The organism is Chromobacterium rhizoryzae (assembly GCF_020544465.1).
Lineage (GTDB): Bacteria > Pseudomonadota > Gammaproteobacteria > Burkholderiales > Chromobacteriaceae > Chromobacterium.
Map to the genome: position 1 here is coordinate 4527669 of NZ_CP066126.1, position 26131 is coordinate 4553799.

The window sequence follows — 26131 nt, forward strand, 5'->3', positions numbered from 1 at the left end:
CCAAAAACAAAACCCCGCCGAAGCGGGGTTCTGTAGGGGTGTGGGGCTTACTCGCCAGGGTCGGTCAACGCCGGCGGCTCCAGAACGACATCCTTATCGCGCACACGGCGATGCCAGTAGTCGGTGTCGGGAACCTCGCGCCCAGCCGCAGGCAACAGGTCATGCAAGTCCGGGTCGCGAATCACGAGCCCGGGGGCGGGATACACGTACATGGTTCGTTCCTATGTAAGGGGGATGCCGATGGTGGTCGGTGGCGACGGGGGGCCTCCCTCGCTGGCGACCGTGGCGGTCAATTCCATGTCGGTCAGAGGCTGCGTGATGGTCGGGCGGTACGCCTGCGGGAATTCCATGTCAAAGCGAATCCATGCCTCGCCGAGGTGGCTGCGCGACTCCGAGGTCACATCGATCTCGGTATCCACCGCCGCCACCTGCTGCACCATTTTCAGCACGGTGTAATCGGTGAGCACCGCCTCTTCGATCTGCTCGCACAGCGTTTCAAGGTCGGCCTCCACCTGCTGGACGGTCGCACCTTGCACCCGGGCATTCACTGCTACGGTGGCCGTGGTGGTGAACAGCGGCGCATGACGCCCCAGGCTGACTTTGCGTTCAAGCGGGGTCTGCACCAGGATCAGCGGCATTGATGCCGGCGTCGTTGGTAGATCACGCGGCGCATAGACTTTCTGGCCCGCCAAGGTGTTTGCCTGCAGCAGGGCGTTGACCACCGCCTGCCGCAGTTGCGCGCGGTAAAGCATGGTCAGCCCCCTGAGACGTAGTTGAGCAGCAGCTTGATGTGCCCATGTCCATCCGGATGGACATCCGCCACAGCATAGGTGATGCCGGTGCGCTGGATAGTCAGCTGATCGATCTGCTGCGGCGGCTGCGGGAAGTCGGCAGCGCGCACGCCAAGCACCGGCATTGTGGTAGAGGTATGCACGGTATCGCCCAGACCATCGACGGAGTGGTAAGCCTCATCGAACACCCCGTAGATTGTGAGCGGCTGGCCGGTTGCGGGTGTATACGTTACCGGCTCGCCGAACACTCTCATCGCTGGGCCGATGACCATCTTTTCCCAGTCGATGGCCACGATTAGGAACCGGCTCGACCGGTCTGCAACACCTCCGGACGGGTGCAGATGTGCAGCGGATAGCTGGACACTTCCATCTTCCACCACTCGTTGCGGTCGCGGTCAAAGATCGGCACCACATAGATCGGCTTGCCCGGGGTGTTCACCCATTCGAACGATTCGCCCGGTGCATAGGCCACCTTGAAGATGCCGGGGGCATTGACCGGGAAGAATTTCACCTTGTCATCCGGGATCTTGAGCGTGGTGTTGTCGTCCGAACCGCGGTAGTTCACCCACAGAACCCCGGCAAACGGAAACGCGCTAAAGGCCGCGCCTTGGCTACCGTCGCGCAGCTCGGCGGCGGCGCTCCAGTTCAGGAAGGTGCGGATCACGTCCGGGTGGTTGACGAACTCGTCGAAGAACGCGTCGCCGCACAACGCCACTATCTTGGTGGCTTGGGTAAACGCGCCCTGGGCCTTGCGCGCCATGTTACGGACAATGCCGTTGATGAGCGGGCGCAGCGTATTCTGTGCAGCAGCCGGAAGGTTGAAAGCGACCTCCTGCGCCGGCGTGATACCGAACTCCTGGAACCAGTCGTAGCGCACCGAGCCATCGGCATCCAGGCAGAGGCCCTGAACGGCGGCGAGACGGTGGTATTCCCAGGTGTATTCGATGTTGCTGGTCAAGCCAGTCGGGCCATTCAGGCGGCGGGCGACTTCGTCCTGCACCTGCATCAGCTCGGACTCGGTACCGAACGCGCGGATGTTTTGCAGCTCGTTCGCGTAAATGGTGTCCTCATGGCGAAGGCGCGGCACATCGAAGTAGCGCGCCTTACGCTTCTCGGTTTGGCGCTGGGTGCCGGACTGACCACGCTCCGAGAACGGAATCACCGTCAGCTTGCCCTGGCGCTCTTCCACTGCCAGCGCGGTGGTGCGGATCGGGTCCGGCTCGAAAATGTTCAACTCGCCCAGACCGGAGGGCAAGAACGGGTGACGTTCAACTGCGGTGGTCAGTTGAATCGTCGAAAAGGCATCCTGGTGGAAAATGTCCAAACTGGCCATCTATGTGCTCCAACAATAGAAAAGCCGCCCGAAGGCGGCTTATGGGATTCGAAAGGGAGGGAGGGGCTTAGCGGGCGATGATGCCGAGAGCCGTGAGCTGCGCGAGAGCAGCGGTGATGTTGCCCTGGCTCATCGAGGCATCCCAGACCAGTTCGGAGGCGTTGACTTCGCAAGAGCGAGTGACAACCGTTCCCGGCGTGTCGAGCAGCGTCGCATCAACATAGCCGAAGCTGATGCCCGCAGCGATCTGAGAACCATCGGTCGCGGTGGACGTGCAGGGCACCCACTTACTGGAGCCGGCGGCCACGGTCACCGCGAAGCTATCCGCAGCGACGAAAGCCGTGCCGCCAGCGGTGATGGTGAAACCGATGCCGGCGGCGGCGAAGGCTACACCTACCGTGCCATGGCCGATTTGTTTGCCGGTCGGGTCCGAAACGACAAAGTGGGTGGCGTCGTCAAACTCGACCGCATACGCACCGGCAATGGCGCCGGCCGAGAGGGTAATCGCACCGAAGGTGCCATTGCCGGTATTGGTACCGAGCGCGGCAGCCGCCGCGGTAGTGCCGACCGTTTGCTTGCCAAGGACTGCGCCGGGCAGCGCCTTGGTGCCGCTGGCAAAGGTGCCGCGGTCTCGCGAGCGGCGGCCATGGGCTTCGGAAACGAGAAAGCCGCCAGCGTGCCATTGCTCCTGCAGCGGGGTTTGCGCAACATAAGTCATGCTGTTGGGTCCTTAATGGTGAAAGGGGTTACTTGCCGGGCCGCGCGCGCTGCATCGAGGTGTCCCAGCTGGATGCAGCAGCCGCCCTGGAATTGCCCGAACGCTCGCCGCCGGCACCGAGGGCCGGATTACGAGCCGAGCGACCTTGACCGGGGCTGGAGGCCGCCGGAGTGTCGCGCAGCACGGCGACGGCTTGCTTGCGCGTCATCGAGGTGTTGAAGGCGAGATTGGCAGCCAGCACCGGGTTGCCGGCCGCGTACTTGGACCCCATGATGGCGGCGCAGCGGGCACGCTCACGACGACGGGCAGAGGCGGCGGAACTCTTGCCGCGCAGCTCGTCTTCGTCGTCGTCGCGCTCGTCGTCCTCCGCCGATTCGTCGTCATCGTCGGCACGGGCGCGCTTGGCACCTTTGCCTTTGTTGTCGTCGTCTTCACCATCATCGAGTTGATCGTCGTCCGCCTCTTCGTCGTCGCGGTCGTCGTCGGCACGGCGGCCTTTCTTGCTCTTGCGGCTGTCGCCGTTGTCGCGGTCCTGCTCGCGCTCGTCCAGGCTCTCGTCGTCGGCCTCATCGTCCGGACGGCGGTCATCCTGGTCATCGTCGGCACGGGCGCGCTTACCCTTGAACGAACCGATGCCAGCGAGATGGGCGAACGAGAGCGCGCTCGCCACGCGGGAAAGCTTAGTCATAGAAACCTCTTGGTAGGAGTTACAGGAGCACTTCAACCCAGCTCGGCGAGCAGGGAGCGGAACGCTTCATCCGGTGCCATTACTGCATCGGCGAAGCCAATCTCGACGCCCTCGGCGCCAAGGAAGGTGGTGGCCTGCGTACCGCGCACGACGGCAGCAGACAGCTTGCGGTTGCGGGCGACCGTTTTGACGAACAGTTCCCCCATGGCGTCGACATCCGCCTGGAAGCGTGCCAGCGCTTCTTTCGAAAGCGGCTGCATGTCGCTGCCATCGGCCTTGCGAGCGCCGTAGTGGATCAGCGTCACCGTGATGCCGGCGGCGCCGAGCGCCTTCGACATGTCGACGTGCATACAGATCACGCCGACACTGCCAGTGCCGCCCGTGCGCGGCACAATGATGCGGTCGCAGGCGCTGGCCAGGGCATAAGCCGCGGAAAAGGCCGACTCGGTCAGGATTGCCCAGATGGGCTTGGTGCCGCGCGCCTTGAAGATCGCATCGGCCAGGTCGAAGCACCCGGCAACTTCGCCGCCGGGGCTGTCGATATCAAGCACGATTGCGCGCACATCCTTGTCTTCCAAGGCCATGCTGAGGTTGGCGCGAATGCCGTCATAGCCGGTCATGCCCGAGTACGGGCGCATGGTGCCGAGCTTCTGTACCAGCGTCCCCGTCACAGGGATGATGGCCACTCCCGCGACCACCTCATAGGCGCGGTCCTGGGCAGGCTCGCTGTCGTAGCCAAAGCCATCGAGTGCGACGGCATCGCCGTTGGCGCGGAACAGCCTGGCAATGCCGAAGCGGTCGGCCAGCGCGGCCATCACGACCTCGGCCTTTTGCGGGGTGATCGCGATCGGTACGTTGAACAGGCGCTGGGCAAGATGGGGATAGTTGATCATTGCGGTTGGGGCTCATCTGGGGGTTGAGCGGCATCGGCGGCACCATCACCGAACCACTTGGGCGGAGGCAGTCCGGCCTCTTCGAACAGCCTTTTCTCGGCGCCACGCTGCTGGATAACCTCTTCGTAATCGAGGCTCTGCTCGGCACACTCGCGCTTGAGGGTGGAAAGACAACCATCCATGCCCAAGATGGCGCCTTGCTTTTCCTTGACCGGATCGACCCAACCACGGGCCACCCCCAGCCAGTCGCAGCGCGAATATTGGGTGCGCGCATCGAGGAAGTCCGGAGCATTGCTCGGCAAGGGGAGATCGCGCCGGTCCATCGCCTCATGTAGCCAGCACGCATACATCGGGGTGGCCGTGCCGATCTTGAACTCCGTATTGCGCCGGGTCAGCGTCTTCCAACTTTCCAGCAAGGCGGCGCGCGCGCTCGAGTAATTGGTCTTCGACCAATCCTGAGTTATCTGCTCGGCTGACACGCCGGATGCCGCCGCGAAGGTGCGCAGCATTTCGTGCGCAAACTCTCCGAAGCCGTTGTGCGGATGCGCGGCACCCACCGAGGTGATCGTCTCACCCGGTGCAAGCGTCGGGATGCGCGCTCCGTTAAGCATCGCCGGCCGCTCACTCGCCCAGTCGGAGCGCAACTGCTGGTAGTTCGATAACTCGCCATCGCTGAGCGCGTCGTCGACCTGCTCAGGGTCATACGGGCTGGTGACGTAGGTGCCAAACGTCGCGGCGATCGTGGCGGCTTGCAGCTCTACCCCGTAGTACCGCGCCAGCATCTTGAAGCGCGCCAGCACCGGGATGAACACGCCAATGCCGCGATTCTGGCCGGCACGGTCACGCTCGAAATCGTGGATAACACGCAGCCAGCCGTCCTCGTCCTCGCGCTCGACGCGCTCCCACTGCATGCTTTCGACCGAGTTGTACCAGTCGTTCTGGTGCGCCTTGCGGATGTGGTAGGCCACCGGCACGCCATAGTCGTCGATCTCGACGCCGCCGCGCAGGTATTTGGTGTCCACCATCTGGTACGGATTAGACAGGCGATCAGGATCGACCACCATGAACGAGGTTGCATAGCGCGCACCACCGCGCCCGATCCGCTCAGGCAGCCAGTAGGCGACCACCAGCGAATCACCGTCGATCAGCTTGTGCCGCAGCGCCAAGCGCAACTGCTGCGACACAGTCAACTGGCGCGACACATCGTTATAGCGGCCGATATCGTCGGCATACCCTCGCCACAGCCCTTCGGCCGCGCGCCGGAATTCCTCGGCCCAGACCGCATCGAACTTGCTGTTGCCGGTCAAAGCGGCCAAGGCCCGGTAGTCAGGGTTAGCCGCCAGGCGCATGGAGGCGCCCACCGTGTTGTCGAGTATCCGGGTGATGCCGCCGGCGGCCCAGCCATCGTTTCGAGCGAGATCCCGGCTCCGGGCAACCATGCGGTCGCGGAACTGGTTGATTTCAGCATCGGGAGAGCGAATCCACGGCAGCCAGTCGCCCATTTCCTGCGTCTGCCAGCTTGAAGCCTCGTAAGGGAACACGCTGGAATACGGCGCCTGGGCGGCACCGGGGCCTAAATCGGCCCTAGCCCGGCCATACGCCGCTCCCGTCGGCGCAGCGGGCGCTATCGGATTACCTGTAGAGTCAAGGATCATGGGAGCGACCATTCTTAAAAGATGGGACGGATAGCGCGCCGGGCGCGCGGGATGATGCCGAGCTGCTGCTGAAGCTGCCTGATCAGCATTTGCAGCTGGCCGATATTGGCGCGGGTGTAAGTCACCGACTTAGCCCCATCCCCCTGCGTGTAGGAGAAGGATTCGCCTTTGGCTCCGGTAGACAGATCGATATAGGCTTGCTGGGCATCCTGCAGCGCCTGCTGCAGGGCCGCCGTCGACATGCCGGCCAATAGGCTCGTGTTCGGGTTGAACAAGACTGTCTCCAAAGAAAAAGCCCACCGAAGCGGGCTGGCTATGCAAACCGGGAAATCCGGGATCGGCGCGGGGCGGGATCATGGCGCGGCGCCGGCGCGTCCACCGGTCGTTCCAGCGGCTTTTCAGGAAGCGGGGCCGGGGCCGGGGCAGCGGCAAACAGATCGTGATTCGGCGGCTGCACTGCGGCTTCGAGCTTCTCCCACATCTTGTCGGTAAAGCGGTGCAGGTCCAGCTGCTGGGCGCAGAACATCGAATACACCGTGCAGTCCAGCACCTCGTTGCGCTTGCCGGACGGCTTCACCCAGCGGTATTGATCGCCCGATTGGGTTTTCGCCAGCACCCGGTATTCCGACGTGAGCTGCTTGTAGAACGTCTCCGGCAACTCCTTGCTGAAATGCACCGCACCTGGGCCGGCTCCGACGATCTGCAGCCGGCCGTGCAGCAAGTCCTTGGCCGTGTCGGTACCGACCAGCCACAGCTTGACGCCGCGCTTGATCACCTTGCCGCGCCAGTTCACGTCTTGCGACGAACTGCGGCCCTTGATCGGCTTGCCCTGCTGGCTATCGCCCTTGACCGCGAAAATCTTGCGGCGCGCGCGCTGGCGGCAGAAGTTGTAAGCCTGGTGGGTGTAGTGGCCGCCGGTATCCACTGCAGCCGCCTCGATGGTCAGCATGCTGCCGGCAGCGTGCGGAAAGGCCGTCTGCAGGTAGGCGTCGAGCTTGTCCCACTCGGTTTCGTCGGCGGGGTTGGCATGCAGCTGGACATAATCGACCGTCCAGGACTCCTCGCCGCGGCCGAGTGCCCAGACCATCACTTCGAAGCGGTCGGCCTGCACGTCGACGCCGGCCACCAATACCAGGCCGCCCATCGGCACCACGCGCAGCGGGAAGGACTCAGCTCGTTCCGCCAGGGCGTCAGAGTCGGTTTTCTCGACATCCTCTTCCCATACCTCGCCGCGCGTGGTGTTGACGAAGGTTTTCATCTTCGACATGTCGCCGGCCTTGGCCTTTTCGGCGGCGGCCAGGAACTCGCGCACGATGTCGGCCCATGTGGCCTGCGGGCTGTAGGCGGTCCAGATGTGGAATGCGACGTGGACCGGTACCGGCACCTCCTCATCCGCTGCGTTGTAGAAGCGGATACCATCAGCGGTCCAGATGCCGGAATCGCTGATCCAGCGCCCGGAACCCCAGACGGTTAGATAATCGGCCTGGGTGAACAGGGCACTGCATTCGCCGCAGAGGTGGGCGACCGTCTCTGGGTCGCCATTGACCCACTTGAAGCCGAACGGCTTGTCCTTGCCGCCCCACTGCAGCGTGATCCACTCGCCGCAATGCGGGCAGCGGATGTGGAAACGCAGCAGGACATCGGCCAGCGCCGCCCGGTCTTCGATCAGCGAAAAGCCTTTGAGCTTGGGCGTGCTGCCCACCACCATCTTGGGGAAAGTGGCGCCTTCGGTCCGCTTCTTGGCCAGGGTGAACGGGTCGCCCTCTTTCTCTACGTCTCGGTCGAAAGCATCGGCCTCATCGAGGAAGCCGGTGTCGATCGAGATTCGACGGAAGTTCTTGGCGGCCTTGCCGCCCTTGGTGAACAGGATTGAGTCGACGAACTTCTTTTGCTTGAGCGTGTTGCTCTTGTGCCGGGCCAGATACTGCGGAAACACCTTGCGCATGGCGGTCACGTCGCGCAACGCCGGCTCCAGCTCGGTTTTCACGAAGTCGTCTGAGTCGTCGTCGGTCGGCTGCCATATGGCCTGGTTGCGCCGCTTGTGCTCGGCCATGTAGAGCATGGCCGCCAGGATGATCTTGGTGTACCCCACCCGGGCGGACTTGATCCAGTCCACCTCCCGGATGTCGTCGTTGCTGATGGCGTTCATCACCGCCACCTGGGGCGGGTAGGCTTCCCATTTCTGCTCGACGTATGAGGACTCGGCCGATAAGTAGAAATGCTCGGCGGCCCACTCAGACAGCGTCAGCGGATCAGGTGCCCCCATCGGGGTCAGGCCCCGCTGAATGGCCTTCTGGATCTCGCTCCTGTCCATCCAGTTCGCTCCAGTCAAACTCTACCGACGCGGCCAGATTTCGGGCAGTCGTGATTTCGCGGGTGATGTACTCCAGGTCCTTGGTGGTGATCGAACCGGAGTTCCGCTTCAAGTTGATGGGGATCGCCTCGAGGATGCCGGCGATCTGGCGCGATACGCCGGCCAGCACCACCTCGAGCATCCAGACCGGTGCCAGCTCGCGGCGCTCGCGGGCGTTCTTCATCGCCACCAAGTCAGCCTGTTCTTTGGCCAGCCGGGCACGCTCCTGGACAAGGCTCGGGCCATTGCCCTCGGCCGCCCGGCCCGCTGCTTGCTCGCGCAGGTTCGCGCAGTACGCCTGCAGCCAGTCGATCAGGTTGGCACCGGGGGGCAGCACGCCGCGCGCGACCAAGTCGCTGACGGCGGGCTGGCTGATGCCAACCAGGTGGCCGAACTCGGCTTGAGTGCCGGGTCGGGCAAGGCCGTGCACCATATAACCCCCTATGGAAAACCTCGTGACTAGAAAGGAAACGCGGCGCGCAATGCCCTCGGGACTTGACCCCCTAGGAAGGACCCGTGGCGATCACCTAGTCACCTTTTCCCAAAGCGCTGGCGATGACCTGGAAACCAAAGAGGGCAACGTACCCAGCTATCAAAGCTGGCCAGCTCTTTACCTCAAGCCCCCACGCATACACCATGGAGAAATAGGACGTGGCAAACAGCCCAATCAGTGCAAACAGCGCAGCAAAGGCTTTCATATGGACTCCGGGTCATTTCGCGGTGGCCAACGCCTTGGCCAGCGCCTTGTCGAATTCGGGATTGAAGTTGCGGGCGACGATCTGCTGCGCGCGCTCTCGGTAGCCGAGGTGAGTCTTGACCGGCAGTGCATCGCCGAAGCGGATCAGCAGTTTCAGATGGCCGCGCTGCTCGGCGGCCTTGTTGAGCCTGCCCAGCCGCTTGCCCTTGGAGTTCAGCAGCGTGACGCGGCGAGTATCGGTAGGCCGCTGCCACACGCCGTTGATCACGCCCCTCTTGGTCTTCACCGGGCCGATGAAGATGTCGGGCCGCGCCTTAAGCTTGGCCAGCGTGCCGCGCGAAAGCTGCCCGTAAGCGTTCAGCTTGATGTCCTTCGGGTTGAGCAGCGCACGACCGGCCAGCCGGTGCACACCACCATCCTCGAACGGCTCCAGGTAGCGGGCGGCCCTGTCCTTGATGAAGACCAGCGCCTCCAGGTTGCTCTTGCGCGCTCCGCGCATCCCCACCGACTTCCGAGTGAAGGGCGACGGGTTCTTGAGCTTTTCTACCAGCAGCCTGGTCTCGCCCTCTTGGACGAGCCCCGCCACCGCGGTGAGCGCTTGGGCTGTGGCAAATGGCAGTTGCTTGCGGGCAACGGCGCCCAGCTTGCGCTGAAGCTCCCGGGCATTGGTCAATACCGAAATGCTGGCAGCCATGGGCGGACTTTCGAATGGGGGCGCGCGGATCACCCGTAGGTTCTATGGCTCCTATGCCAACCGCGCGCGGAAACAAAAAACCCTGCGATCTGGCAGGGCTTAAGCTGGAGAGGCTTGGAGCATGCCGCGCTCGATCTGGCGACGCCGGCGGGCAACCTCACGCGGGCCGCAGCCGCTGGCATGCTCAAACGCCTTGTTGGAGTTGCGCATGCGTTTGGCACTGAACTTGCCCGTGAAGCGCCCCTTACCCTTGCCCTGCGACTGGTAGCTGCCCAGCTCGGCGAGCTTGGCAATCCGCAGCGCCAGCGGCAGGTTGATGATGGCGCTCAGCGCCTGGCTGAACGCGAGCGCGCGGGCAAACGGCTGAGACGGCTTCGACATGTGATGCTCCTTGGAAAGCAGAAGCCCCGCGACGATGCGCGGGGCTGGAAGGGTGCCACCCCGAAGGGTGGCGCGCCCAGGCAAGAAGCCCAAGCGGAGGCGATCTAGAGGTACTCGATCCCGGTTACAGCGTCCGGGTCCGGTTTGGCATGACTCGTCCGGCTGATTGCGTTGCGATGTCGTCGTAAGTAGGGCTGCTGATGCGTTATCCGGTCGCCACCCGGTCAGTACCCCATGCGCTTGGTGCGCCATCCTTGGCTGGGTAACTCGCCTTTCGCCAACTCCACCCATCCGCTTCCTTTGCTCGGTTGCTGGCCGTGGTCGCCGCCTTTCTGGTGCCCGAAATGCAAAAAGCCCGGAGGGGTTCTCCGGGCTTTAGACGCAATTTGGGTCGCTGCAGATTGCATATTATTGTCAGATTTTTACCCTGTCAAGCAGCATCCCGAACGGATAGGTAATAATTTTCGATGACAGGCTCAAGAGCGCCCCTGGCGGCAACGAACCAACCGTTGAGCAACGGCTGGACAACCTCGCGGTAGTAACGGTTATGGGTGTCATAGGAGGAGCCAAATCGCCAGGCGGCCTCGCGGCAGCTTCCGTCGCGGCGCGCCCAATGGCGAACCCAGTACAGCAGACCTTCCCGCCCGAACTTATCACCGGCTGGCCCGAGGTGATGGGAGGCAAAGCATGCCAGATCCTGGCAAACCGCCCAGCCATCACGCGGGTCATTGTTGAGCACCTTCCACATCAGCGCCAGGTTGTGCTCGGGCGGCAGCAGAATCATGGCCTCGTTGATGGCCGAAGCCGCCTCCACATCCATCACCAGCGCGCCGACAAACTCCCGGCCGCCAGGACCACGCCCGTAATCGATGGCCTTGGCGCCACCTGCTGCGGATAAAACTTCAATCGCCTTCCGGACGATAGATACAACGTCGATATTTTGGTTACGGTTCACAGTTCGCCTCCGTGAAGACCCTTGGAGACTCCTTAGCCCAGTCAAGCCAGGCTTTCTTTTATTAATCAGTATTTTACTACAGGCCAAGTTCAATGCCAGCAGGGTTGCAAAAATACCCGTGCACCCCCTGTGCATGGCCATGTGCAAATATCGCCAATCCGCAAAGCTAATAACAACGGGGCTTTGTGCAGGTTGTGCAGCCTGTGCAGGCTGTTTTTACGCGCACACGAGATATTATTTTCACCGCCAAAAACATTTAAATGGGGAGAGGGAAAAACAAAAAAGGCCACGCGCCTGCGCGCATGACCATTTTCCCTGCACATCCTGCACAAACCCGCGTCGTTATTGAGTTTCAAACCTGCACAACAACCTGCCCATTAATTGCACATCGTGCACATTTAGAGGTCGTCGGGCAGGCTGATTTCGGCATCGCGCATGGCATGGCGGAACTGGGATATATGGTCGCCCAGATAATCCATCTCGGCAAGCCCCATGCCCTCTCGACCAACTTTGAATATCTGATCCTGCTTAGAGTCAGCCATGCCCTTCCACCGCCAGCGCCGCCGCGCCTTCGACACCTTGGTGGCCATGGCATTGACGAACTTGTTGCGCGACATTTCTTTCTCACCAGACCTTGCGCACCAGACGTGATAAACCGCCACCAGGTCGTCGGCCATACAACTCAAGAAGGGCACGGGAAGATCGCCACGCAGCCACTCACTATAGAACAGCTCCCAGCCAGACAGCCCATAGCGGATCAACCGCGACTTCTCCGGCGTCATCATCGGCTGTGTGTGCGGATCAAACTTCTCAATCCCGTCCGGATCACGCCCGGCCGCCAACGTCAGCGGCACCGACATCAGGAAGCCATAGAACGCCTCGAGCCCACCATTGCCAAGTTCGTAGCTCACCGCTGTTTTCAACTCGTCCGGCAACTTCTCGCCTGGCCACAGCACCATATAGCGCCGGTCGTGTGCTTCCACATGGAACGGCTGGATGGCATTGGATAGGAATACCGCATTGAGGTGGTTCTCCTCCTCCCAGGAATCGACGAACTTCTTCTCGATCGTCTGGGTCTTGCCGGTGATCATGTGCTTGAGCACCCCGGTGTGGCTGTACTTCTGGTTCGAGGCAAACACCTCCTCGAACAGAATGAACAGGCGCCGGCTGCGGCTGGAGGTGTACTGGCTTTCGAGCTGATGCTGACCGAGCGTGGTGCCGTATTCACCGTACAACGGCTTGACGCAGAGCTCCCAGAACATGGACTTGCCAGAGCCATGGATATCTCCATGCATCAGAATCGCCGAGTCCATCTTGGCGCCGATATTCTGGAGGGGGTAGGCGATCCAGTTGATCATCCACTCGACCACTTCGGAGCGCCAGTTGCACAGGTGATGCAGCAGCACAATGATGTTTTCGCAGGCGGGGAACAGCGGCACCAGCGCCCACAAATCCCGCGGCAACTCTCCAGCTGGCCGCTCCGGAACGAGCGGAAGACCACGATACAAGTTGATGTAGTCCGGCCCGAGATCGCGACCGGGCTCGAAGCGGATGGCGTCAAACGGCAGCTTTCTCCGATTCGGGTCATCAAGCCACACCTTGAAATAGCTCCCCATCGCCAGCTTGGCCGACGCCTGATCGATTACCCTGCGCAGCTGCTCATCCCAGATGTTGCTTGATCCATCGAGGTAGATATATCGCTTCAGGTTCTCAATCAGCTCGATATCCGTGCGCCGCTCCTTTTGCTCGCGCATCCGTTTCATGGCCGATACTTCGGCCTGCGTCATCAGCAGCTTATTGTCACGAGCCAACCACGCCTCCACGGCATCTTTGCCATAGCGATCTTTGAGCGCCGCCTTGCTGTATTCCACCCCGTTTCGTTTGTCGATCGCGCGCGTCTTGCCCTCAACCAGGGCGAAGTGCTTATAGAGCTCGGCTTCAATATCAGCCGCCGCCGGCCCCTCACCCCCCTCTGGGTTGTCGACGACAGTCGCCGCCGAATCGCCGTTCGGCACCTCCTCAAGTGGGGGCGGGGAGAGTAGCGCTTCAATCGCTGCCCGGATCTGCTCGCGCGCCGGTTCAATGCCTTCGGCCACGTGCAGGTCGTTGAAGTCGGTCAGTTCAGGAAGGGATTCATCATCGCGAGCGGATCGCCTGGCCGCGGTAAAACGAGGCAGCACCAAGGCAGCGTGGCCTACCGACTGCACCGCCTGCGCGGCTTTTTTCTGGCCGGCGTGATTTGGGTCGCCGTTCTTCTTCGGCAGGTAGTCGTCATCGGCCAGGAACAGAAGCGGGCTATTCGGGTAGCGTGCACGCAGGATACGTGCTACCGGCGGCAGGTTGCCGCTATCGAGCGCCATGAACACCGGGTGCGCATACTCGACCGCCTCGCGCCCGCTGGCCGCCGTAGCGTAGCCCTCAGCCACCAGGATCAGGTCACCGTCCATCGGCTCATCACCCAGCCTGCAGGCGGAGCCAATCTTGTCGAATCCCCTGGTGAATCGCTTGCCGATCCCGTCAGCCGGCGTTGCCGGCGCAATCTTCTGCACGCCGACCATCCGCGCCTCGTCGTAACGGACCAGCGGAATGATCAGCCAGTTTTCCCAGCCATGGTCGGTCATATAGCGCGAGCTCTCGGCACGTGCAATTTGCTTCCGGACGCAGTAGGCAGACTCGCCATCCTTGACCGACCGATCCCATTGCGCCCGCGCGCGGTTGGCCGCCAACTGGTGCACCCGCTTTTCGCGCTCACGCTGCTCGCGCTGCTTTCGCTCCCATTCCGCCTGCGCCTGGGCACGCTCTTCCGGCGTCAACGTGTCCGAGAATTCTTCTTTCTCGACCTTCCAGTGCTCGTCCTTATAGCCGAACGCACCGGCCACCCACACCTTTCCGGTACTGGGCGCCACGTACTCGAATAGACGATAGAACGCCTTTTTCTTCGGCCCATAGACATGCTTTTTGCCATCCGCCCGCAAGTCAGTAATCCCGATATCGGGCATACCCCGGTCGCGGAACTGGTTGAGCACTCCCTCCAGCGTAGCCGCCATTTCGCCTCCGATTTGTTTCTGCTTTACACTACTGGCATCACACGGAATGACGCCATGGACAATAACGAACTCGAATCCCGTCTAAACCAGCTCACCGGCAACCTGATGGGCGTACAAACACTGCTGCTATCAGTCATTGCCACCAGCGCTCGGCGCGCTGAAATCGCCAATCACTTCCGTGAGGAGTCGGCCAGGATGCTCGCCACGATGAACGCGGAGTCGGTTCTGTCGGATGAAACACTGGCCTACCTCGATCATTGGTGCACTACTACGCTCGACATGCTGCTCAGCGACGAGGAGCTATAACCGGCACCAGCACCCCATAGAACGCAGCCTTATGCGGCCCAAACGGCCGCGCCAGCGTTTCTTCGCGCACCACCGTCTTGCGGTGCTTCTCGCCCGGTTTGCCATACTGGGTCACCAGCAGCTCTGCCAATTTGCTTTTCATTGAGTACCCCTTCCGGCCCAAAGCCTTGCCAGCGCTGCTTCCATCCGTTTCCGCGCTGGCGCGTCGCTCTGCGCCTCGATATCTTTCAATGCCCTGCGGCGCTCAGTGAGGCTACGAATGCCGGCGATCCGGCGCAGCTCCTTCTGAAAACCGATGTCCCACGCATTCACATAGCAAGACGGCCCGTCGAACACCTGACCAGCCAGGCCCACCGTGCGCCAGGTCACTTCAACAGCCCAAGCTTCACCCGCTTCAAAATGCGGGCGATCTTGCGGCGCCGCATCGCTGTATAAGCCGGATCGGCGCGCCGCTCAGCCGCTCGGGCAGCTCGCTCAGCAGCCAACGCTTCGGCACGCTGCGAGCTCGCCTCCCGGGCTGCTACTTCATCAAACGTTGGATCGCGATACGTTTGTGCCATCGCTCAACTTGTCCAGGTAATTCTTGATCTCGCTCAGCAGGCTCTTGCCGGCTTGCTGCCGCTGATCAGGCGGCAACTTTCGAATCTGCCACGCTCGCACTTTCAGCCTTCGCAGATGGAAAGGGCGGGGCGTCAACATCACACATCCATCAACCAAATGGCGGGGCCGTATTCCAGTCCAGCCAGAGCACCAGTCGCGTGTTGCATTTGCATACCCCGCTGTGCATTCCGCACCTTCCGGCGCGCGGCGGCTTACCGCCCGCCCCAGCCGACTGGCTGAAGCCATGAATAAAAAAAGCCGGCTACACCGGCAAACTGCCGCTCAAGGGTTAGAAGAAGCAGCAGAGGAGGAAATCGGCGCGGCAGACGAGCCGCGGAGCACAGACCACTCGACATCAGAACGCATTTGTTCGCAGCGGCGCTTACCACCGGAAAGGCGCTCCAGGCTGGGGCAATGGTCTGCGGGGATCTGGCCGCGGGCGATCCAGTTGTAGACCGCAGACTCATTGATGCCGCGGTCGATCGCGACCGCCTTGGTACCCCCGGCGTCTTGGATGATGTCCTTGATGAGTTCTGTATTCATGCGCCGATGATAATCACGTTTTGTTATTCAGTAAACGCGAAAATCACAAATTGAGATTATTTTGCAGCACGACATGTGATTTCAATTAATCACAGGATGTGATAACTTTCGAGGCAGGAGGAAAACAAAGTGCTACACATCGGCAAACGTCTGAAAGAACTGCGCGAGAAAGCCGGGCTTAAACAGCCGGAACTTGCTGAGCTGTGCGGGTGGGGCAGCCAGTCGCGCATCAGCCAGTACGAGAACGATAAGCGCGAGCCCAGCCTGAGCGATCTGGAAGCGATCGCTCAGGCTCTGCGCGTCAGCGTCAAGGAAATCCTATTCGGCGAGGAAGAGTCTCCCACCGCAACCGGCCTCATCGTGTCATACGAAGCGACGGATGAACTGGATGCTGAGGACTATATCTTTGTCGAGCGGCATGACCTTAGGCTGTCGGCAGGCTGCGGCAATCTTGCCTGGGTCGTTCACGAGAAAGACCCCCTGGCCTTCCGCCGCAGATTCATTAACGCCCGGCGCCTGGACCCCAAGAGCCTCAAGGCTTTATACGTGCGCGGGGACTCAATGCAGCCCTACCTGGCGGATGGGGACACGGTCATGATCGACACTGGCGACACCGCCCCGAAAGACGGCGAGGTGTACGCTGTGTGCTTCGATGACGAGTGGTTCATCAAGCGTATTTTCAAGCAGCCCGGCGGCACCATAATCCTGCACTCGGACAACGAACGGTACCGCGACATCGAAATTTCCGCCGAACAGGCCGAGTTCATTAGGATATTTGGGCGCGTGGTGTGGCGCGGCGGTTAATCTAGCGCGCAAGCGCCCGCAGCACCCTTCCTCACCAAACCGCCCGTTCAAGTCAGCCCGCCCAACAATTCCACACAATAAGCTACCCATGCGAAGCGCAGGCCGAGTGCCGCGCGCTCAGCGGCATCACCTAATTGACGCGCTCTAATTGCGTCCACCCCCTCACGCCCAGCAAGCTCAACATCACAAAAAACCGGCCCGCAGCCGGTTTTTTGTTGCCCGCCCGCCACAAAAATCACAAATACGAATTCACATCACAAAAACGGTTGACCCGTAAATCACATTGCGTGATTATTCATACATCACAAATCGTGATGTTTAGGAGATGGTATGGCAGCCTTGGATATCCCCTCTCAGTTCCTAACGGACGAGTGCGCGCGCCAACTGCGCGCTGATGGTTGGGTCATCAAAAGCCCATTTTTCGTAAATGGCAACGCTGTGTTCCCTGCGATCAAGAAGGGCTAACCATGGCGACCCGTCACTACCCCCAACCCGACTATCTGGAACGCCGCGCCATTCAGCGCAGCAAAGAGCTTGGCGGCCCGCTGCCACCTGCGCTCACCCAAGCGGACAAGCGCCGTGCCGCAGCTCGCCGCGCGATCGAAGACCGCCGGATCGAGCGCGAGGCGCTCCAGTGACCCGCACCTTGCACTCCACCTGGAATCTGGCCTGCGCACTCATCGTCGGCATCCTTCGCGGCGCCATTGCGACCGGGCTGTTTTTCGCGGCGTGCAAGCTCGCTGATTACGTGGCCAGCGCCTAGCTCGGCGCCCCACCCCGACCCTCACAAGGAGAAGTCCATGCCCAAAGTCCTGCTGATCACCGGCGGCCATGCGAGCGACAAAGCCCGCGTGGCGAATGTCGCCAAGCAGATCGCCGAGCAGCACCACCACGCCGCCACCAAGGTTCACGGCCTCGATCCGGCCGCAGCCGTTCCCGGCCTACTGACACCGGCCCCGGGGCTCGGCAAGCAGCTGGTGGTGGTGGTGAAGAAGTCGGGCCTGCACCAGAACGTGCGCGCCTTCCGCGTCATCAATCTCGATCGCTTTGCCCGCTTTCCACGCGGCAAGGCAGTCACCTTTGCCATCCGCGAGGCGGTCGACGCCTGCCTGGCAGCCAGCTAACCCAGCACCAACCCGGAGAACCCACGATGTCGATTCGCCCCATTACCGACACCCTGCGCAGCCTTGGGCACGGCACTTTCATCGACGACGCCAGCGACGCCCTCAACAAGCTGGTCACCGCCGTCGACGAAACCGGCCGTGCCGGCAAGCTGACGCTGACCCTGTCCCTCAAGAAAGCTACCCGCGGCAGCGGCGCCATGGTCGTGCAAGACGAGATCAAGCTCTCGCTGCCGAAACCGGACTCGCGCGAAACGATGCTGTTTGCCACCCCGGAAGGGAACCTGGTGACGGAGGACCCGCGCCAGCAGCAGCTCGAATTGCGCACCGTGCCGACTGCCACCGCCGATTCCAGCACCACCCTCAAAACCGTCGCGGAAGATCGCGGCGCCCTCAAAACCGCTTGAAGCAACCCCTAACCCTGCAAGGACCTACCCATGAGCGAAATGATCCAAGGCGAAGCCCTGAAAGCCTTCGACAACATCCAGACCATCCTCGATGCCGCTGCCAAGCCGCACCTCGGATCGGTGGCCATCAAAACCCTGGCCGACGGCGAGCTGCCGGTGCTGATGATCCCGAACGGCTATCAGGCCAAGGTGCTGACCGACCTGAAACTGCAGGATCTGGAAAAGCATCTGGATGCACCGCTGCGCAAGCGCGGGCGCGTTGTGCTGCATGACGCCGCCAGCTTCATCCACTACATCAACCAGCACAAGGCCGAGGGCGTCACCAGCATCTACTGCGACGCCGATTACCAGGCCAGCAAGGTGGACCTGGTTGCCATCTTCAACGACCAGGGCACCGACAGAACCGGCTGGCGCGATCACACCGCGGCGTACAGCCCGCTGCAGTCTGTCGAATGGAAACGCTGGATCGGCATGAACCGCAAGCCCTTCAGCCAGGTTGAATTCGCCACGTTCATCGAAGACAACCTGCAAGACATCGCCAGCGTGGAAGGCATGCCTAACGGCACCCAAATGCTGGAAATGGCGATGAATCTGGAAGCCAACCAGGACAGCCGCTTCAAATCGAATATCCGCCTGCAATCCGGCGGCGCCGAACTGACCTTCGTCCAGAAAGAGGACGATGCCACCCTCGAAAGAATGAAATTGTTCGAGCGCTTCAGCATCGGCATCCCGCCGTTCTTCAATGGCAGCAGCTTCCGCATTGATGCCCGCCTGCGCTACCGCGTGCGCGACGGCAAGCTGTCGTTCTGGTTTGAGTTGATCCGCGAGGACAAGGTGCTGCAGGCGGCGGCCGAGGAGGAGATCGGCAAGATCGCCGAGGCCACCGGGCTGATCATCCTGCAGGGCAATCCGCGCCTGAATCAGGCGGCGTAACCCAGCCCAGCCCACCAGGGCCGGCTTCCTCAAGCCGCTGCGGTGCGGCGGTTTCGGGAAGTGACCACCGGAGACAACCATGGCAACGCTCACCCCCATTTTTGAGCAAATCGAGGCCAGCATCACCACCAAGCTGGCCGACCTGAAAAATAACCTCGAGAAGGCCACCAACCTGCTGGCGGACCTAGAGGCCGCCGGCATTGAGTTCAAGGTAAAAGAACCCTGCTGCCGCCTGAGCGCCCACGCAAACGGCGATGTGACCGTCTCGTTTTCCATCCACCTCAACAACGCCCCCAGCGAAATCACTCTGGGTCTGATCTGCAAACAGCACGGCAGGGGCTGGTACGTCGATAGAGCCGACCGTGCCGCACTGATCTACGTGGACAACATTATTTTTCATTTCTGGGGGTTCGCAGCATGAAGCCGACCCGTCACATCGTCGCCGACCTGGAAACGCTCGACACCCAGCCGTCCGCCGTCATCCTGACAGCCGGCCTGATCGCGGTAGAAATCAGCGACGCCGGCGTGACAGTGCTGTCGCGCTGGTACCGTCACCTCGAATTTTTCTTCCAGCAAGACCAGCCGGGCCGCACCCAGAGCGAGAACACTTGGGAGTGGTGGGGCAAGCAATCAGACCCGGCCATCTGGCAAGCATTTGAGCAACGGCCGCGCCTGTCGCTCTGGCTCGCCATGCACTCGCTGGCTGCCTGGCTGGAAATCCACCCCTATCCGATCTGGGGCAACGGCAGCGACTTCGACAACGCCACCCTGCAGGACGCTTTCAAGCAGTGCGGCCTGCGCTGGCCGTACTGGCGCAACCGCTGCCTGCGCAGCACCAAGGGCCTAGTGCAGCAGCTAGCGCCCGACGTGAAGCTGCCGGAATTCCCCGAGCACCTGACCCCGCACGTGGCGATCGACGACGCGGAGCACGAAGCGTATCTGCTGGCCGCGCTGCTTGAGGCAATAACGCGCGCGCCGGTCGTCGAAACCCACATCCATATCCCCGCACCACTGATTGAACTCAGCCTGACCGCCGACCAGGTGGAAGAGCTGATGGCACTGGCCCCGTTTGGCGCCGGAACACTCATCCCCATAGGAGCACAATCATGAGCTGGATTCTCACCTACAGCGGCATCGCCTTCGATCCGATCAACCCGGCCCCAGCGGCCATCAACATCAACGACATCGCGCACGCGCTCTCGAACATCTGCCGCTTCAACGGGCACACCCGCGATTTCTACAGCGTGGCGCAGCACTGCGTCATCGTCAGCAATATCGTGCCCGCCGAGCTGGCGCTGGCCGCCCTGCTCCACGACGCGAGCGAGGCGTTCATCTGCGACGTAGCAAGCCCGGTCAAGCCGCACCTGGAAGGCTACGCCTGCATTGAGCACCGCATCATGCTCGCCGTCGCCAAGGCGTTTGCCATTGAGCCGGCTCTGTTCCGCCACCCCGAAATCAAGCGAGCCGATCTGGTTGCCTTGGCTACCGAGAAGCGCGACCTGATGCCGGCCCACCACGCACCGTGGCCATGCCTTGCCGGCTTGAGTCCCCTGCCGAACACCATTGAAGCGGCTAGCAACCACCGCGCCAAGGACATGTTCCTGACCACCTTCGAGCACCTGACCGGGGAAAGGGCCGCAGCGTGAGCAACGAAAACAACCGCCTCGTCCTCCTGCCGTACCGACTCACGGCAGAAAACGGCGCCAAGGCTCTGCTGTCGGGTGTGTTCTACGAAACCATCACCCAGACCTGCCCGGACTGCTGCGCCAATGATCCCGATGCCGACTGCGAAATCTGCGACGGGGAAGTGACGTACGAGCAGAAAGTCATGGTCTCCTGGAGCACCATCAAGGAAATCTGGACCGCAGCCGCCGATGAGTTCGTCCTGGGCGAACAGCAAACCGACCATGCCAAATCAGGGAAATGGCGAGTGTGCACCCAGTTTCCAAACCGCATCCTGCAGGATGACGGCCGACCTGTCATAGCCACACTCGGCGGAGGCCACGAAAAGCAATTCACCCCGGAAGAAAACTACGCAAGAGCGCGGCGGGTTGCCGCCGCGTGGAATGCATGCAAATCGGTTGCCACCGAAGACCTCGAGCGTTACTACGAGACCGGCGCCGGCATCGACGAGGCGCTGGAAGAGGCCGGGCTGCAGGATCACCTCAAGGCCGTGCAACAGCGCGACCTCCTGCTGGCGGCGCTGTCGTATCTGTGGACCGTGTTTGACGGCGAGGAATTCACCGCAGAGCAGGTTGAGGCAATGGAGAAGGCGCGTGCCGCCATCATCGCCGCGAAAGGCGGTGTCGCATGAGCCAATACCAAGCCTATACCGGCCACCACGTCACCCTGCGCTCGGCACCGCCGGCGGACGAGTGCGAAACCATGCGCCTGCCGCGCGCGGAATGCGGCTGCCCGGGTTGCTGCGATTCGCGCTACCCGGCTGACCTGGTTGAAAGCGATGGGGGTGAAGTATGAACACCGACAAGCAAACTGTTCATACAGCAGGGCTTTCCACAGGCGAACCGGCCGACCAAAAGCGGTCAGCGTTTGAGGAGCTATGCGAGGCACTTCCCGATGGAGTGAACTGGGGCGACGCCATCACGCCGGCGATTGCCGGTGCAATCTGGCAAGCCGCCCTCGCCAGCCAGCTCAAGCAACCCACCATGCAGGATGGCGACACCGCCATGCTTACCTACAAGCTGGTGGCGTCCACCGGCTACGAGTGCGAAGGCGAAGCGAGCGGAATTTCGCCGGAGCATTGGGGACATATCTGCGCGGCAATTGCTGGACAGGAGCGGCAACCGGCGGCACAGGGCTTGCCGTTTATCCCGGTCACGGCCAACTTCGCCAGTGCGCCGGAATGGGAAAAGGCCATCGACGCCGGCATCCGCGTGTGGCTGCGCTGGCCAGGCATCAGCACTGGCGACCGCCGCGCTGTGATCGCCATGTTCAATGCCATGCTCGCCGAGGCCCCCAAGCAAGAAGGCGGTGCCGCATGATCCGCGACCAATTCCTGCTCGGCATGGACAACGAGATCATCGTCGACCTGTTCGCCGGCGGCGGCGGCATGTCCACTGCCATCGAACAAGCCCTCGGCCGGCACGTCGATATCGCCATCAACCACGACGAAGACGCCATCTCGATGCACATGGCGAACCACCCTCAGACAGAACACTACTGCGCCGACGTGTTTGAAGTCTGCCCGCACGAAGCCACCCGCGGGCGACCAGTTGGCCACCTGCACGGCAGCCCGGACTGCACGCATTTCAGCCAGGCCATCGGCGGCCAGCCGCGCAGCAAGAAAATACGCGGCCTCGGCTGGGTGATGGTGCGCTGGGCCGGACAGGTGAAGCCGCGCAGCATCAGCATGGAAAACGTGCACCAGATGAAGCAGTGGGGGCCGCTGATCGCTAAGCGCTGCAAGCAGACCGGCCGCGTGATGCGGCTGGATGGCACCGTCGCCGCCCCGGGTGAGCGCGTGCCGGTGCAGGAGCAGTTCCTGGTGCCAGACCCGAAGCACATCGGCCGGACGTGGCGCCGCTTCGAGCGCATTTTCAAGCAGATGGGCTACCAGTTTGAAACCAGCGGCATGGTGGCGGCCAATTACGGCAAGGCCACGACCCGCGACCGCCTGTTCATGTTCGCCCGTCGCGACGGCCGGCCAATCGTCTGGCCAGATGCCACCCACTTCAAGCAGCCTCTGCGCGGCCAGAAAGCCTACCGCGCCACCGCCGAGCACATCGATTTCAGCAATCTGGGCGAATCCATCTTCACCCGCAAGAAACCGCTGGCCGATGCTACGCTGCGCAGGATCGCCAAGGGTATGCACAAGTTCGTGCTGAACAACCCCAAACCGTTCATCGTGGAGCTGGCCAACTGGAGCAACCGCAACGGCGTGCACGACATTGAGCAGCCGCTTAATACCATCACCGCCCATCCAAAGGGCGGCAGCTTCGCTGTGGCGCAACCCTCGCTGGTGCCGCTGACACATCAGGGCGGCGACCGCGTGCACGACTCAATGGAACCCATGCGCACGATCACTGCGGCCCATCGTGGAGAAATCGCTGTTGCTACCCCAGTGCTGGTGCAGGCTGGCTATGGCGAACGCCCAGGACAGGCGCCCCGTGCGCTGGATATTGAGGCGCCACTGGGCACGGTCGTTGCCGGCGGGCGCAAGCACGCGCTAGCCAGCGCCTTGCTTGTGCAGGCGGCCCACGGAGAAGGCAAGCCCGGGCGGGCGCAGCGCTGGGGCGACGGCAGCAAGCCCATTACCGGCCCGGTGAACACCATTACCGCATCTGGCTGCGGCGGCCAGGCGCTCGCCAGTGCCGTGTTGGTTGGCGCCGGTGGCCCGAGCTACAGCGGCAAGCCGGCCAGCGTAGAGCAGCCACTCGGCACCGTGCTGACTGAAAATCACCGCCACCTGGCCACTGCTTACATGATGCAAGCCAACGGCGGATTCAATCAGACGGCTGGACGGGGCCTGGACGAACCGGCAACCACGATCACAACCACCGGCAGCCAGCAGCAACTGGTGGCCGCGCACCTAGTAACCCTGCGCCGCAACTGCTTCGGCCGGGAGTTCGACGTGCCGATGTCCACGCTCACCGCCGGCGCCGAGCATCACGCCGTCGCGTCATACCTGCTGAGCAAGGAGCACGAGGATGCTGCCCTGCGCTGTGCCAGTTTCCTGATCAGCTACTACGGCACCGACAACGTGAGCGGCCTGGATCAGCCCATGCCGACAGCCACCACGCGCGACCGGCTGGCGCTGGTCACCGTGTGGGTGAAGGGCGAGCCTTATGTGATCGTGGATATCTGCCTGCGCATGCTCACGCCGCGCGAGCTGTATCTGTGCCAAGGCTTCCCACCGAACTACATCATCGACCGCGGCCATGATGGACGGAAGTTCACGAAGACGGCGCAGGTGCGCATGGTGGGCAACAGCGTGAGCCCCGGCCCGGCCGAGGCGCTGATCGCTGCCAATTGCATGGACCTGGCGGCGTGGACGCTGGCAGAGCTGAAACAAAGGGAAAGGGCGGCGGCATGAACCACTCCGACGCCGACTACCTTAACGCCGATCCATTTCAAGGCGACGAAGCAGAGATTGCCTGCCGAAACGTTAAGATCCGCACAGCACGGAAACAGCATCTGTGCTACGGCCTGACAGGAAAGCAGGACCATTTCATCTCGGCTGGACAGCGCTACAGACATGAGCGGGCACGCATCGACGGGAGTTTCTGGGGAGAGTACAGGATTTGCCTGGACTGCATGTCCAAGTTCATTCTTGGCCAGTTCTAATGGAGCCAATCTACCGCTACTCACTATGGCTCAATGGAAAAGAGGTCTACGTCGGCCCGCGCCGGCCGGCACAGAGCCCAGGCGCCACTTGCACTCGACAGAAATGGATACCCGGACAGCACGAATGGAAGCTGGGCGACTGGGGAGAAAAAGAGAGGGTCTTTTGATGAGAGGCAGCAAACACAACATGGATCGGCGCGAATGGCAGTCCACCGGCGCCCGGCTCTATGCCAAGCACGGCACCGAGCTGCCGCAGGCGAAGGCGGACGAAGCGGTGGTGGCCAGAATTCGCCGTCTTCACGCCCGCAAGCAGAGGCTGATAGAGCGGCTCAACCGCGACTACAGCGCCGCCGGCCTGGCCCGCCGTTTTGGGCTCCACGTGAGAACTGTCGAGAAGATGCTGCGCCGCGAAAGCTGGGCGCATGTGAGATAAGGGATTAACAATGAAAACTGCATTCTTGCTCATGGCCCAATACGAACGGCCCGTTCTGAAGCTGGATGATATCTGCGAGGAGTATTTCGGGCTCAGTCCGGCAGAAGCGCGCCGGCGCGCCAACTTGAATACCCTGCCGGTGCCTACCATGCGGCTGGCCGAAAGCCAGAAAGCACCAGTCATGGTCCATATTGACGATCTGGCCCAGTTCATAGACAAGCAGAGGCAGTCGGCCAAAGAAAGCTGGGAACGAAGCCAACTCTAACCACCTCTTGAATCGGCTCCGGGGTGACGGCATATGCAATATGCTGATCAACTGACGAGAGAGCCGATGTCCGTACTGAATTTCATCAAAATAGCCCGCCGCCGCAATGAGACCCCCGAGTGCAATCTCGAACAGATGCAGCGGGACTTATCGCGGCGCAAGGGAACCAGTCTTGTGCTGGACACCAATGTAGTGCTCGACATCGCACGGCACGTCAAAGTAACTAAAGGCGCGCCAAATCAGCAACTCCTGGCAAAGAGTGGCCTCGGCGAACTGGTCAAACTAGTGAGTCAGGCCACCGCCAACCATATCCCCATCTCGATCAGCCCAGGCTTTGTGCTGCCAGAACTGGAACCGGCTGCATTCGACAATATCGTCAGGCAGTACCATGAATTCTGGACCATGTATGCCCCGGGCCTAATCGACGATCCGCACGACCCAAATGGCGAGCGCCGCGAACGCACCCCTACCATCGGTTGCATCGAATGCATGCCAGAAGACGAAGCCATGGTCCGGCGCATGCCCTACCTACTGCTGCTATGCATGTTGATCGCCGCCAACGACCAGGCGCTGACCACGCCCATGGAGCGGTACAACCGGTTTTTATCGTTGATGCGCAAGTGGGTAGACTGCTTCAGCGCCAAGGAAATGCTGATTGCCAGGATTGTGCTCGGCGATCTGGAGGCCCGGGCAAAGAGAAGCGGCTGGCGACTCAACGCCCAGGAACGAGCCTACTGCAACCGCCTGATCGACAATTTTGCCCCGTTCGTCCGAGACAAGATCAGCGTTTCGGGACGAGAGCTGCAGCGCCTGGCGCACAACGGCGCCTGCGACATCAGCTTCCTCAACATGGTGCTCAGAAGCGAAACGCTCGACATCGGCGGCGGAGCCTACACGGTGTGGTTCGCCAGCTTTGACGGCAAGCTGGCGCGCTTCGTGGAGTCGATCTTCTACGAGGATCTGGTGGGAGAGCTTGGGCAGCACGCCTCAGTCGTCCTGCCAGGCAAACTCGCAGCCCATCCTGACCTGATAATGCTGGAGGCGATTGAGTTTTCACATCGAGTTGGGCGCACATATAACTTCACCCCACCCACCGACCCGATCTGGAAAGAGCGGGTGCATCAGCTCAACCGCGAGGCGGAAAAGCTTTACCCCGAGCTCGAATGCGCTACGATTTGACTGTCTTGGCCAGACGCGGGATACTGGAGAC

Annotated in this window: 38 protein-coding genes; 18 read left to right on the forward strand and 20 right to left on the reverse strand. The window is 61.8% G+C overall.

The annotated features are described in order from the left end of the window. Window positions 1–47: 47 nt before the first annotated feature. From JC616_RS20610 to JC616_RS20685, 16 genes are all read right to left on the reverse strand, one after another. Window positions 48–212 (reverse strand): DUF2635 domain-containing protein, encoded by a 165-nt coding sequence (locus JC616_RS20610; protein ID WP_227105147.1) that lies wholly within the window; start codon window positions 210–212, stop codon window positions 48–50. Window positions 213–221: 9 nt separating this feature from the next. After that, a complete protein-coding gene (locus tag JC616_RS20615) occupies window positions 222–752 on the reverse strand; it encodes a hypothetical protein (RefSeq protein ID WP_227105149.1) in 531 nt (176 codons plus the stop codon). Window positions 753–754: 2 nt separating this feature from the next. Next, window positions 755–1084 (reverse strand): head-tail joining protein, encoded by a 330-nt coding sequence (locus JC616_RS20620; RefSeq protein ID WP_227105151.1) that lies wholly within the window; start codon window positions 1082–1084, stop codon window positions 755–757. A gap of 2 nt (window positions 1085–1086) precedes the next feature. Next, window positions 1087–2124, reverse strand: coding sequence for a major capsid protein (locus tag JC616_RS20625; protein ID WP_227105153.1), 1038 nt, complete (start codon window positions 2122–2124; stop codon window positions 1087–1089). A 67-nt stretch (window positions 2125–2191) separates the two neighbouring features. Further along, window positions 2192–2842 carry a head decoration protein gene (locus JC616_RS20630; RefSeq protein WP_227105155.1) on the reverse strand — a complete coding sequence of 217 codons (651 nt, stop codon included), beginning with the start codon at window positions 2840–2842 and terminating at the stop codon, window positions 2192–2194. A gap of 28 nt (window positions 2843–2870) precedes the next feature. Further along, on the reverse strand, window positions 2871–3530 hold the full coding sequence (locus tag JC616_RS20635; protein ID WP_227105157.1) for a hypothetical protein: 660 nt from the start codon (window positions 3528–3530) through the stop codon (window positions 2871–2873). Window positions 3531–3562: 32 nt separating this feature from the next. Next, window positions 3563–4423 (reverse strand): S49 family peptidase, encoded by an 861-nt coding sequence (locus tag JC616_RS20640; protein WP_227105159.1) that lies wholly within the window; start codon window positions 4421–4423, stop codon window positions 3563–3565. Beyond that, window positions 4420–5925, reverse strand: coding sequence for a phage portal protein (locus JC616_RS20645; RefSeq protein ID WP_264372988.1), 1506 nt, complete (start codon window positions 5923–5925; stop codon window positions 4420–4422). The genes JC616_RS20640 and JC616_RS20645 overlap by 4 nt, the downstream gene beginning before the upstream one ends. A 167-nt stretch (window positions 5926–6092) precedes the next feature. Next, window positions 6093–6353: a gpW family protein gene (gene gpW / locus JC616_RS20650; RefSeq protein ID WP_227105164.1), complete on the reverse strand. Its 261-nt coding sequence runs from the start codon at window positions 6351–6353 to the stop codon at window positions 6093–6095. Window positions 6354–6391: 38 nt separating this feature from the next. After that, on the reverse strand, window positions 6392–8392 hold the full coding sequence (locus tag JC616_RS20655) for a phage terminase large subunit family protein (RefSeq protein ID WP_227105165.1): 2001 nt from the start codon (window positions 8390–8392) through the stop codon (window positions 6392–6394). After that, window positions 8331–8864 carry a terminase small subunit gene (locus tag JC616_RS20660; protein ID WP_166453428.1) on the reverse strand — a complete coding sequence of 178 codons (534 nt, stop codon included), beginning with the start codon at window positions 8862–8864 and terminating at the stop codon, window positions 8331–8333. The genes JC616_RS20655 and JC616_RS20660 overlap by 62 nt, the downstream gene beginning before the upstream one ends. Window positions 8865–8958: 94 nt before the next feature. Further along, window positions 8959–9129, reverse strand: a complete 171-nt coding sequence (locus JC616_RS20665; RefSeq protein WP_227105166.1) for a hypothetical protein — start codon at window positions 9127–9129, stop codon at window positions 8959–8961. A 12-nt stretch (window positions 9130–9141) separates the two neighbouring features. Then, window positions 9142–9822 carry a hypothetical protein gene (locus tag JC616_RS20670; RefSeq protein WP_227105167.1) on the reverse strand — a complete coding sequence of 227 codons (681 nt, stop codon included), beginning with the start codon at window positions 9820–9822 and terminating at the stop codon, window positions 9142–9144. Window positions 9823–9921: 99 nt separating this feature from the next. Further along, complete coding sequence (locus JC616_RS20675; protein WP_227105168.1) at window positions 9922–10203, reverse strand: hypothetical protein; 282 nt, start codon at window positions 10201–10203, stop codon at window positions 9922–9924. Between the two features lie 430 nt (window positions 10204–10633). Then, entirely contained in the window at window positions 10634–11158 is a 525-nt protein-coding gene (locus tag JC616_RS20680; protein ID WP_227105169.1) for a hypothetical protein, read from the reverse strand. Window positions 11159–11556: 398 nt separating this feature from the next. Next, complete coding sequence (locus JC616_RS20685) at window positions 11557–14205, reverse strand: DUF5906 domain-containing protein (RefSeq protein ID WP_227105171.1); 2649 nt, start codon at window positions 14203–14205, stop codon at window positions 11557–11559. 54 nt (window positions 14206–14259) lie between these two features. Between JC616_RS20685 and JC616_RS20690 the strand changes: the two genes are divergently transcribed. Further along, the gene (locus JC616_RS20690; protein WP_227105173.1) at window positions 14260–14511 is read left to right on the forward strand and encodes a hypothetical protein; all 252 of its coding nucleotides are present in this window, start codon (window positions 14260–14262) and stop codon (window positions 14509–14511) included. Here JC616_RS20690 and JC616_RS20695 read toward each other — a convergent pair. The 4 genes from JC616_RS20695 to JC616_RS20710 form a co-directional block, all read right to left on the reverse strand. Next, the gene (locus JC616_RS20695) at window positions 14492–14653 is read right to left on the reverse strand and encodes a hypothetical protein (protein WP_227105175.1); all 162 of its coding nucleotides are present in this window, start codon (window positions 14651–14653) and stop codon (window positions 14492–14494) included. The genes JC616_RS20690 and JC616_RS20695 overlap by 20 nt on opposite strands. Then, window positions 14650–14880, reverse strand: a complete 231-nt coding sequence (locus tag JC616_RS20700; RefSeq protein WP_227105177.1) for a hypothetical protein — start codon at window positions 14878–14880, stop codon at window positions 14650–14652. The genes JC616_RS20695 and JC616_RS20700 overlap by 4 nt, the downstream gene beginning before the upstream one ends. Continuing rightward, window positions 14877–15071 (reverse strand): hypothetical protein, encoded by a 195-nt coding sequence (locus JC616_RS20705; protein WP_227105179.1) that lies wholly within the window; start codon window positions 15069–15071, stop codon window positions 14877–14879. Before JC616_RS20705 ends, JC616_RS20700 begins: the two co-directional genes overlap by 4 nt. A 322-nt stretch (window positions 15072–15393) precedes the next feature. Then, on the reverse strand, window positions 15394–15654 hold the full coding sequence (locus JC616_RS20710; protein WP_227105181.1) for a YdaS family helix-turn-helix protein: 261 nt from the start codon (window positions 15652–15654) through the stop codon (window positions 15394–15396). Between the two features lie 129 nt (window positions 15655–15783). Between JC616_RS20710 and JC616_RS20715 the strand changes: the two genes are divergently transcribed. The 17 genes from JC616_RS20715 (at window position 15784) to JC616_RS20790 (ending at window position 26100) form a co-directional block, all read left to right on the forward strand. Next, window positions 15784–16458 (forward strand): XRE family transcriptional regulator, encoded by a 675-nt coding sequence (locus JC616_RS20715; protein ID WP_227105183.1) that lies wholly within the window; start codon window positions 15784–15786, stop codon window positions 16456–16458. A gap of 330 nt (window positions 16459–16788) precedes the next feature. After that, complete coding sequence (locus JC616_RS24545; RefSeq protein ID WP_256477428.1) at window positions 16789–16923, forward strand: hypothetical protein; 135 nt, start codon at window positions 16789–16791, stop codon at window positions 16921–16923. Between the two features lie 2 nt (window positions 16924–16925). Continuing rightward, window positions 16926–17096 (forward strand): hypothetical protein, encoded by a 171-nt coding sequence (locus tag JC616_RS20720; RefSeq protein WP_166454049.1) that lies wholly within the window; start codon window positions 16926–16928, stop codon window positions 17094–17096. Window positions 17097–17258: 162 nt separating this feature from the next. Further along, window positions 17259–17582: a hypothetical protein gene (locus JC616_RS20725; protein ID WP_227105185.1), complete on the forward strand. Its 324-nt coding sequence runs from the start codon at window positions 17259–17261 to the stop codon at window positions 17580–17582. A gap of 26 nt (window positions 17583–17608) precedes the next feature. Next, on the forward strand, window positions 17609–17986 hold the full coding sequence (locus tag JC616_RS20730; protein WP_191185916.1) for a hypothetical protein: 378 nt from the start codon (window positions 17609–17611) through the stop codon (window positions 17984–17986). Window positions 17987–18016: 30 nt separating this feature from the next. Continuing rightward, the gene (locus tag JC616_RS20735) at window positions 18017–18919 is read left to right on the forward strand and encodes a DUF2303 family protein (protein ID WP_227105186.1); all 903 of its coding nucleotides are present in this window, start codon (window positions 18017–18019) and stop codon (window positions 18917–18919) included. Window positions 18920–18998: 79 nt separating this feature from the next. After that, window positions 18999–19340: a hypothetical protein gene (locus JC616_RS20740; protein WP_227105188.1), complete on the forward strand. Its 342-nt coding sequence runs from the start codon at window positions 18999–19001 to the stop codon at window positions 19338–19340. Continuing rightward, window positions 19337–20029, forward strand: coding sequence for a 3'-5' exonuclease (locus JC616_RS20745; protein ID WP_227105190.1), 693 nt, complete (start codon window positions 19337–19339; stop codon window positions 20027–20029). Before JC616_RS20740 ends, JC616_RS20745 begins: the two co-directional genes overlap by 4 nt. Beyond that, entirely contained in the window at window positions 20026–20565 is a 540-nt protein-coding gene (locus JC616_RS20750) for a phosphohydrolase (protein WP_227105192.1), read from the forward strand. Before JC616_RS20745 ends, JC616_RS20750 begins: the two co-directional genes overlap by 4 nt. Then, window positions 20562–21233, forward strand: coding sequence for a hypothetical protein (locus tag JC616_RS20755; RefSeq protein WP_227105194.1), 672 nt, complete (start codon window positions 20562–20564; stop codon window positions 21231–21233). The genes JC616_RS20750 and JC616_RS20755 overlap by 4 nt, the downstream gene beginning before the upstream one ends. Beyond that, window positions 21230–21397: a hypothetical protein gene (locus tag JC616_RS20760; RefSeq protein ID WP_227105197.1), complete on the forward strand. Its 168-nt coding sequence runs from the start codon at window positions 21230–21232 to the stop codon at window positions 21395–21397. Before JC616_RS20755 ends, JC616_RS20760 begins: the two co-directional genes overlap by 4 nt. Further along, window positions 21394–21921, forward strand: coding sequence for a hypothetical protein (locus JC616_RS20765; RefSeq protein WP_227105198.1), 528 nt, complete (start codon window positions 21394–21396; stop codon window positions 21919–21921). The genes JC616_RS20760 and JC616_RS20765 overlap by 4 nt, the downstream gene beginning before the upstream one ends. Then, window positions 21918–23972: a DNA cytosine methyltransferase gene (locus JC616_RS20770; RefSeq protein ID WP_227105200.1), complete on the forward strand. Its 2055-nt coding sequence runs from the start codon at window positions 21918–21920 to the stop codon at window positions 23970–23972. Before JC616_RS20765 ends, JC616_RS20770 begins: the two co-directional genes overlap by 4 nt. Beyond that, a complete protein-coding gene (locus JC616_RS20775; protein WP_227105202.1) occupies window positions 23969–24223 on the forward strand; it encodes a hypothetical protein in 255 nt (84 codons plus the stop codon). The genes JC616_RS20770 and JC616_RS20775 overlap by 4 nt, the downstream gene beginning before the upstream one ends. A 187-nt stretch (window positions 24224–24410) precedes the next feature. Then, entirely contained in the window at window positions 24411–24656 is a 246-nt protein-coding gene (locus JC616_RS20780; protein ID WP_227105204.1) for a hypothetical protein, read from the forward strand. Between the two features lie 10 nt (window positions 24657–24666). Next, the gene (locus JC616_RS20785) at window positions 24667–24921 is read left to right on the forward strand and encodes a pyocin activator PrtN family protein (protein ID WP_166454037.1); all 255 of its coding nucleotides are present in this window, start codon (window positions 24667–24669) and stop codon (window positions 24919–24921) included. A gap of 66 nt (window positions 24922–24987) precedes the next feature. Further along, the gene (locus JC616_RS20790) at window positions 24988–26100 is read left to right on the forward strand and encodes a hypothetical protein (protein ID WP_227105206.1); all 1113 of its coding nucleotides are present in this window, start codon (window positions 24988–24990) and stop codon (window positions 26098–26100) included. The last annotated feature ends 31 nt before the right edge of the window (window positions 26101–26131 follow it).